Origin of the sequence: Cellulomonas sp. PS-H5 (genome assembly GCF_019265565.1) — a bacterium.
Classification (GTDB): Bacteria; Actinomycetota; Actinomycetes; order Actinomycetales; family Cellulomonadaceae; genus Cellulomonas.
On the sequence record NZ_JAHVCI010000094.1, the window covers coordinates 1 to 8257 of the forward strand.

The 8257-nt window shown below is 76.0% G+C and carries 7 protein-coding genes and 1 pseudogene; 1 reads left to right on the forward strand and 7 read right to left on the reverse strand.

Translation table 11 applies throughout. From position 1 onward, the window contains the following. The 3 genes and pseudogenes from J5O08_RS19825 to J5O08_RS19835 form a co-directional block, all read right to left on the reverse strand. Positions 1-843 (reverse strand): annotated as a pseudogene (locus J5O08_RS19825) (hypothetical protein); the annotation flags it as partial. 176 nt (positions 844-1019) lie between these two features. Continuing rightward, positions 1020-2144: an NADH:flavin oxidoreductase/NADH oxidase gene (locus J5O08_RS19830; RefSeq protein ID WP_374226000.1), complete on the reverse strand. Its 1125-nt coding sequence runs from the start codon at positions 2142-2144 to the stop codon at positions 1020-1022. 103 nt (positions 2145-2247) lie between these two features. Continuing rightward, positions 2248-3177: a nuclease-related domain-containing protein gene (locus J5O08_RS19835; protein ID WP_218708636.1), complete on the reverse strand. Its 930-nt coding sequence runs from the start codon at positions 3175-3177 to the stop codon at positions 2248-2250. A 103-nt stretch (positions 3178-3280) separates the two neighbouring features. On the opposite strand from J5O08_RS19835, the gene J5O08_RS19840 reads away from it, so the two are divergent. Next, positions 3281-3664 (forward strand): VOC family protein, encoded by a 384-nt coding sequence (locus J5O08_RS19840; RefSeq protein ID WP_218708637.1) that lies wholly within the window; start codon positions 3281-3283, stop codon positions 3662-3664. Positions 3665-3760: 96 nt separating this feature from the next. On the opposite strand, the gene J5O08_RS19845 is transcribed toward J5O08_RS19840, so the two are convergent. The 4 genes from J5O08_RS19845 to J5O08_RS19860 all read right to left on the reverse strand — a co-directional run. Further along, a complete protein-coding gene (locus J5O08_RS19845) occupies positions 3761-5482 on the reverse strand; it encodes an ABC transporter ATP-binding protein (RefSeq protein WP_218708638.1) in 1722 nt (573 codons plus the stop codon). Continuing rightward, positions 5479-6546, reverse strand: coding sequence for an ABC transporter permease (locus J5O08_RS19850; protein ID WP_255590269.1), 1068 nt, complete (start codon positions 6544-6546; stop codon positions 5479-5481). The genes J5O08_RS19845 and J5O08_RS19850 overlap by 4 nt, the downstream gene beginning before the upstream one ends. Position 6547: 1 nt before the next feature. Continuing rightward, positions 6548-7549, reverse strand: coding sequence for an ABC transporter permease (locus J5O08_RS19855; protein ID WP_255590272.1), 1002 nt, complete (start codon positions 7547-7549; stop codon positions 6548-6550). Between the two features lie 146 nt (positions 7550-7695). Continuing rightward, positions 7696-8257, reverse strand: a 562-nt coding sequence (locus tag J5O08_RS19860; RefSeq protein WP_255590270.1) for an ABC transporter substrate-binding protein, incomplete at its 5' end; no start/stop codon positions are given.

Here is an 8257-nt window from a genome sequence, read left to right on the forward strand (position 1 = left end):
CGGGGCGGGGGCCGGGGCCTGCGAGGCGGGGACGCCCGGGGCCGGGGCGCCGGGGTCGGCGGCGGGCAGGGGGACTGCGTGGGCGGCGGGGGCCGTCGCGCCGCCGACGGCGTCGTCCGCGCGGGCGGTGCCGCCGGGGGCACCGGCCGTCGGGTCGGTGGTCGTGGCGGCAGGGGCGGCCGGGCCGGCGACGTCGGCGACGGGCGCGGCGGGGTTCGCGGCGGTCGGCGGCTCGGCCGGGGCGCCGGGGGCGTCGCCCGGGACGAGCGCGTCGGTCACCGGGGTCAGCGGGTCGAGGACCGGCGCCAGCGCACCGGCGACGGGCGACAGCGCCCCGGTGAGCGGGGCCGTGACCGGGGCCAGCGCGTCCGTCACGGGCGACAGCGCCGCGGAGACGGGGGCGAGTGCCCGGGTGACCGGGGCGAGCGCGTCCGTCACCGGGGCGACCACCTCGGTGACCGGCGCGACGGCGTCCGCCACCGGGGTCACGGCGTCGGCGACGGGCGCGGCGGCGGCAGCCACGGGCGCGGCGGCCTCGGTCACCGGCGCGACCACGGGTGCCACGGCGTCCACGACGGGTGCCGCGGCCTCGACCACGGGGTCGGCGGCTGCCGCAACGGGAGCCGCGGCGGACTCGATCGGCGGCGTGACGGCGGCGCTGACCGGCTCGATCACCGCGGCGACCGGCTCCGTCACCTGCTGCACGACGCCGGCGAGGGCGTCCAGCGGGCCGGGGGAGTCGTCCGCCGCGGCCGGGGTGGCGAGCGCGACGGCGCCGAGCCAGAGGCCCGCACCGGTCACGGCACCGGCCAGCAGCCGGCGCACCATCCCTCGTGCCGTCACGCGGTCGTCCCCGTCCGTCCGGAGCGGCCCTGGAGCGGGCCCGGTCGCGGACCAGTCGAACCCGGATGCCGGAGGCGGGCAACCGGGGGTGCGGGTGAACGGCCGCGTCCCCCCGGCGTGCCGTTCACCCGCCCCGGGCGTCGCTGCAGGTCAGCGGTTGCCGGGCGGCGCGCCGCTCAGCCCCAGGAGCCCCGCGCGTACTGCACCGGCCAGCCCGTCGGCTGCCCCGGCAGCACCGTCGCCGCGGCGTCTCCGGCATGCTCGAGCGTGGGCGTCTTGTCGTCCAGCGCGTGCGCGGCGCGCAGCGGCCAGTGCGGGTCGAACAGCGCCGGTCGGCCCAGCATGACGACGTCGGCGGAGCCCTCGGCGAGCACCTGCTCGGCCTGCTCCGGCGTCGTGATCAGGCCGACCGCGGAGGTGGCGATCTCGGCGGTCTCGCGGATCGTCCGGGCGGCCGGCACCTGGTACCCCGGGCCCACCGGGATGCGTGCGTGCACGTTGCCGCCGGACGAGACGTCGACCAGGTCGACCCCGTGCTCCCGCAGCCACCCGGCCACCTGGGCGACGTCCTCGACGGTGAGCCCGCCCTCGGTCCAGTCGGTCGCGGAGACGCGGACGAGCAGCGGGCGGTCCTCCGGGAGCACCGCGCGGACCGCGTCGACGGTGTCGAGCAGCAGCCGGGCGCGCCCGGCCAGGTCGCCGCCCCAGGCGTCGTCGCGGTGGTTCGACAGCGGGGACAGGAACTGGTGCAGCAGGTACCCGTGGGCCGCGTGCACCTCGACGAGGTCGAAGCCGGCGTCGAGCGCGCGGCGGGTAGCGGCGGCGAACTGCCCCGGCACGGCGGCGACCTGCTCGGGCGTCATCTCCTGCGGCGCGGCGTACCCGTCGAACGCGACGGCGGACGGCGCGACCGTGTCCCACCCCCCGGCCGTGGCGGGGACGGTCCCGGAGCCCTCGCCGAACCCGCGGTAGGTCGACGCCTTGCGGCCGGCGTGCGCGAGCTGGACGCCGACGACGGCGCCGCGGCTCCGGACGAAGTCGGTGATCCGGCGCCACGCGACCACGTGCTCGTCGCCCCAGATGCCGACGTCCTCCGGGGAGATCCGGCCCTCGGGGACGACCGCGGTCGCCTCGGCGAGCACGAGGCCGAACCCGCCGACCGCGCGGGCGCCGAGGTGCGCGAGGTGCCAGTCGGTGGGGAGGCCGTCGCCGTCGGCGGAGTACTGGCACATCGGCGCCAGCCAGACCCGGTTCCGGAACGTGGTGCCGCGCAGCGTCAGGGGGCTCATCAGGAGGCTCACGAGAGCATCGAACCGTGCGGGCGGGCCGCCTCATCCCGCAGGCGCGCTCCCGTGACGCAGGTCACAGCCCGACGCCGCGGCGGCGCGGGTGGCGCGGCGGCGGTCAGCCGGCGACGTCGATCCAGGCCAGCAGCACGTTGCCGACCGTGAGCAGCCCGAGCACCAGCAGCCCGACCCGGAGCACGCCGTCGCCGACGGCACCGCGCCCGGTAACCGACCCGGCCCGGGCGGGCGCGTCCTCGTCCTGGCCCGCGTGCAGCCCGGCGACCTCCCGGTTGGCCGGCTGCGTGTAGCGCGGCGTCGCGCCGGTCGCAGGAGCGGCCGGAGTCGCCGGAGCGGCCGGGGCGGCGGCGCGCTCGCCGGCCGCCCACACCTCCGCGGGCCGGAACACGTCGTCCACCGTCAGCTGCTCGGGGCTCGCGGCGCCGCCGAGCTCGGCGGCCAGGTACTCGGACACCAGCGTCACGTCCTCCGGGGAGAACACCGGCGGCAGCGCGATCAGGTGCGTGGCGAGCTGCGGCTCGCCCACCGCCGTCGCCCCGCCCCGCACCGCCGCGGGCTCCAGGTCCCGCCCGCCGAGCGACACCACGGCGAGGACCGCCCGACGGTGCGCCGGGGCCAGCAGCGCGGTGATCGCGCCCGCGGCGTCGGCGACCGCGGCGACGTCCGCCGTCCGGCCGTAGCCGCGGTGCCGCAGCGTGCCGTCGTGCACGGTGACCTCGCCGGTCCAGCGCAGCGTCTCGACGAGGACGACCCCGCCCGGGCCCACGGCGACGTGCTCGACCGTCGCGTCGGTGCTGCCGGGTCGGTGCAGGTCGTGCAGCACGGTCCAGCCGGCGGCCTCGGCGGTCGCCAGCGCGCGCCGGGAGCCGACCGCGTCGGCCGCGTCGGTCAGCCAGGAGTCGAACCAGTCGTCGGCCCGGTCTGCCTCGGGGCGCGCCGAGGGTACGCCGGACGCCCGGCGCGTCGTGCGCCACAGGCCCCGGCGGCGCGTGCGCCGCGCGACGGGCTCGGTGCCGATCCCCTGCTCCACACGGGACCTATCGACACGTGGGGGCCGGGTGCTGAGCGGAACGGGGCATCCGGGTGCCGCGGAGGGGAAGCGCCGTCCGTGCGGCCGGCCCTAGGCTCGGCGCATGGCCGCCCTGCGCGACGTCGTCGTCGACTGCCACCACCCCGCCTCGCTCGCGCGCTGGTGGGCGGGCACGCTCGACGGCTACCGCGTCGCGCCGTACGACGAGGCCGAGCTCGCGCGCCTGCACGCCGAGGGGATCGAGGACCCCGAGGACGACCCGACCGTCCTGGTCGAGCCCGAGGGGCCGGGCGTGCGGATCTGGTTCCAGCGCGTCCCGGAGCCGAAGACCGTGAAGAACCGCGTGCACCTCGACCTCACGGTCCCGGACCTGGCCACGGGCGTGGCGGACCTGGTGGCGCGCGGCGCCCTCGTGGTCGCCGACCACGACGGGTGGGTCGTGCTCGCGGACCCCGAGGGCGACGAGTTCTGCGTCTTCCCCGCCTGACCGTCGCCGCCGGGCCCCGGGGGAGACACGCCGCAGGGGCGCGCCCCCGGGGTGAACCGGGTGCGCGCCCCTGCGGGTGCCGCGGCGTGGTGCGGGTCAGGCCAGCGCCCGCCACGCCTCGCGCCGCCTGGCCTGCTCGTCCGGGTCCGGGACGGGGAGGCTCGCCAGCAGCCGCCGGGTGTACTCCTCGCGGGGCGCGCCGAGCACCTCCTCGCCGGTGCCCTCCTCGACCAGCCGGCCGCGGTGCAGCACCGCGATCCGGTCGGCGAGCAGGTCGACCACCGCGAGGTCGTGGCTGATGAACAGGCACGCGAACCCGAGCTGCTCCTGCAGCTCCGAGAACAGCTCGAGCACCCGCGCCTGCACCGAGACGTCGAGCGCCGATGTGGGCTCGTCGGCGATCAGCAGCTCGGGGTCGAGCGCGAGCGCCCGGGCGAGCGACGCGCGCTGGCGCTGGCCGCCGGAGAGCTCGTGCGGGAACCGGTCGCCGTAGGACCGCGGCAGCTGGACGGACTCCAGCAGCTCGTCGACCCGCGAGCGGGCGGCGCGGGCGTCGCGCGCCCGGCCGTGCACGACCAGCGGCTCGGCCACGCACTCGGCGATGGTGAGCAGCGGGTTGAACGACGTCGCGGGGTCCTGGAACACGAACCCGATGCGCGGGCGCACCGGCCGCAGGGCGCGCTCGCGCACCCCGTTCATCTCCAGCCCGAGCACCTGCAGCGACCCGCCGGTGACCCGGGTCAGGCCGGCGATCGCCCGCCCGATCGTGGTCTTGCCGGAGCCGGACTCGCCGACCAGGCCCACGACCTCACCGGGCCGGATCGCGAGCGAGACCTTGTCGACCGCCCGGAACCCGGGCTGCCGGAGCCGGCCCGGGTAGACGATCTCCAGGTCGCGCGCCTCGACCACCGGCGCCTGCTCGGCCCAGCCCGCGGGGCGGGCGGCGGCCCGGGCGCGGGCGTGCGCGCCACCGCCGCCGATCCGCGGCACGGCGTCCAGCAGCGACCGGGTGTACGCGTGCTGCGGGGAGCCGAACAGGTCGCGCACCGGCGCCTGCTCGACGATCTTCCCCTGGTACATCACGGCGACCCGGTCGGCGAGGTCGGCGACCACGCCCATGTTGTGCGTGATGAGCACGATGGCCGCGCCGAACTCGTCGCGGCAGCGCCGGAGCAGGTCGAGGATCTCAGCCTGCACGGTCACGTCGAGGGCGGTGGTCGGCTCGTCGGCGATGATCACGCCCGGGTCGAGCACCAGCGCCTGGGCGATGACGATGCGCTGCTTCTGCCCGCCGGAGAACTGGTGCGGGTAGTGGTCGATCCGGCGCTCGGGGTCGGGGATGCCGACGCGGCGCAGGATGTCGACGGCCTTGGCCCGGGCGTCGGACCGGCTGATCCGCTGGTGGGACCGCAGGCCCTCGATGATCTGCCAGCCGATCGGGTAGACCGGGTTGAGCGCGGTCGACGGCTCCTGGAACACCATGGCGGCGTCCCGGCCCCGCACCTGGCGGAGCGACGAGCCGTCGAGGGCGACCACGTCGCTGCGGACGGCGCCGTCCCGGGAGGACAGCACGACCGCGCCGCGGGTGGTGGCGGTCGACGGCAGCAGGCCGAGGAGGGTCTTGGCCGTCACCGACTTGCCGGAGCCGGACTCGCCGACGACGGCCAGCACCTCGCCGGCGGCGACGCTGAGCGAGACGCCGTCGACGGCGCGGACGTCGCCCGCGTCGGTCGCGAAGGACACCGACAGGTCGGTGATCTCGACGACCGGCTCGGCCGTGGCGCCCTGGTGCGGCGTGGTGTCGATGCGTGCGGTCATCGGGCCGCCTCCGTCCCGGGCTCGAGGCCCTCCAGGCCGCCGGGGGCGGACAGCGCGCCACCGGGGACGACCGAGGTCGCGGCGACGTCGCCGGTCACGTCGGCCGACGCGCGGCGCGTGCGCAGCCGCGGGTCCGCCAGGTCGTTCAGGGACTCGCCGACCAGGGTGATGCCCAGGACGGAGAGCACGATGGCGAGGCCCGGGAACACCGAGGTCCACCAGATGCCCGACGTGACGTCGGCGATGGCGCGGTTGAGGTCGTAGCCCCACTCGGCGGCCTGGGTCGGCTCGATGCCGAACCCGAGGAAGCCGAGCCCCGCGAGGGTGAGCACGGCCTCGGACGCGTTCAGCGTGATGATCAGCGGCAGCGTGCGGGTCGCGTTGCGCAGCACGTGCTTGGTCATGATCCGGGTGTTGCTCGCGCCGATGACGCGGGCCGACTCGACGAAGGCCTCCGACTTGATCCGGATGGTCTCCGCGCGCACGACCCGCAGGTACTGCGGCGTGAACACCACGGTGATCGAGAGCGCCGCGGCGAGGACGCCGCCCCACATGCTCGACTGGCCGCCGCTGATGACGATGGCCAGCACGATGGCGAGCAGCAGGGACGGGAACGCGTACACCGCGTCCGCGACCACGACGAGCACCCGGTCGAGCCAGCCGCCGAAGTAGCCGGACACGAGGCCGAGCAGCACGCCGATGACCAGCGAGGCCGCGATGGCGATGATCATGACGAGCAGCGCGGTGCGCGACCCGTAGATCACCCGGGACAGCACGTCGAAGCCGCCGACGGTGGTGCCGAGCCAGTGCTCGGCCGAGGGCGGCTGTTGGGCGCCGAACGGGCCGTCGGCGTCGCGCAGCTGGTTGAACCCGTACGGCGCGAGCAGCGGCGCCAGCAGGGCGGTGAGGACCAGCAGGCCGGTGAGCACCAGGCCGGCGATCAGCATGCCGCGCTGGAGGCCGACGCTCTGCCGGAGCTGGTGCACGACGGGCAGCCGGCGCCAGCCGCGGCGGGCCGTCGTGGCGGCCGGGGCCTCGGGGGCGGTGGCGGGGGTGGTCGCCATGTCAGTACCTCACCCTCGGGTCGATGAGCGCGGCGATGACGTCGACGAGGAAGTTCGTCACGGCGACGATCACGGCGAGCAGCACGACGATGCCCTGCACGGCGACGAAGTCGCGCGCCTGCAGGTACTGCGACAGCTGGAAGCCGAGGCCGCGCCACTCGAAGGTCGTCTCGGTGAGCACGGCGCCGACGAGCAGCATCGCGACCTGCATGCCGACCACGGTGATGATCGGGATGAGCGCGGGCTTGTACGCGTGCTTGCGCAGCAGCCGGGACTCGCGGACGCCGCGCGACCGGGCCGCGTCGACGTAGCCGGAGCCGAGGGTGCCGATGACGTTGGTGCGCACGAGCCGCAGGAACACGCCGGCGGTGAGCAGGCCGAGCGCGATGGCCGGCAGGACGGCGTGCTGCAGGACGTCCGCGACGACCTCGCCGTTGCCCGTGCGGATCGCGTCGATCAGGTAGATGCCGGTCGGGTCGTCGAGCTGCCGCATCTCGATCTCGGAGCGGGTCGACGCGCGTCCCGAGACGGGGAGCCAGTCGAGCTGCACGGCGAACACGAGCTTGAGCAGCAGGCCGGCGAAGAACACCGGCGTGGCGTAGCAGGCGATGGCGAACACGCGCAGCACGGCGTCGTGGAACCGGTCGCGGAAGTACGCGGCGAGCAGGCCGAGCGGGATGCCCACGACGAACGCGACGAGCAGGGCGTAGAACGCGAGCTCGAGGGTCGCGGACCCGAAGGTGGTGAGCACCTCGGTGACCGGCCGGCTGTCGCTGAGCGTGGTGCCGAAGTCGCCCCGCAGGATGTTGCCGAGGTACTCGCCGTACTGGACGAGGATCGGCCGGTCGTAGCCGGCCTGGTGGATCCGCTCGGCGAGCTGGTCGGCGGGCAGGCGCCCGCCCTGGGCGGCCGTGATCGGGTCGCCGGTCGCGCGCATCAGCACGAACACGACGGTGACCAGGATGAACACGGTCGGGATGATCAGGAGGAACCGCACGAGCAGGTAGCGGCCGAGCCCGCCGCCGGTGCCCCGGGTGCGGGGCTCCTTGCGGCCGGGCGTCGCGCCGCCCCCGGCGGCGGTCGCGGGCGCGGCGCCGGGGGGGGGGCGGCGGGGGTGCGCGCCCCGCGCCGGGCGTGGTGTCGGTCGGATCAGCCGATGGCGAGGGCGCCGTAGCGGAACTTGAACGAGGCGTCGAGGGTGTCCTCGGCGCCGGTCACGTCCGCCCCGACGACGGCCACCTGGGCGCCCTGGAGGTACGGCACCGTGGACAGGTCCGCGGCGACCGCGTCCTGGATCTGCTCGATGAGCGCGGAGCGCTCGCCGGCGTCGGTGGTGACGGCCTGCTGCAGGATCAGGTCGTTCACCTCCTGGTTGTCGTAGTGGTTGCCCAGGAAGTTGTCCGTCAGGAAGAACGGCGTCAGGTAGTTGTCCGCGTCCGAGTAGTCCGGGAACCAGCCGAGCTGGTAGGCCGGGTACACGTCGGAGGTGCGGTCCTTGGCGTACTGCACCCACTCGGTGGTCTGCAGGTCGACCGTGAACAGGCCGGTGGACTCGAGCTGGTCCTTGATCAGCGCGTACTCCTCGCCGGAGGACGGGCCGTAGTGGTCGTTGCTGTACTGCAGCGACAGCTGGACCGGGGTCTCGACGCCCGCGGCCTCGAGGCGCTCGGCCGCCTTGTCGGCGTCCGCGCCGCCCTCGCCGTCGCCGTAC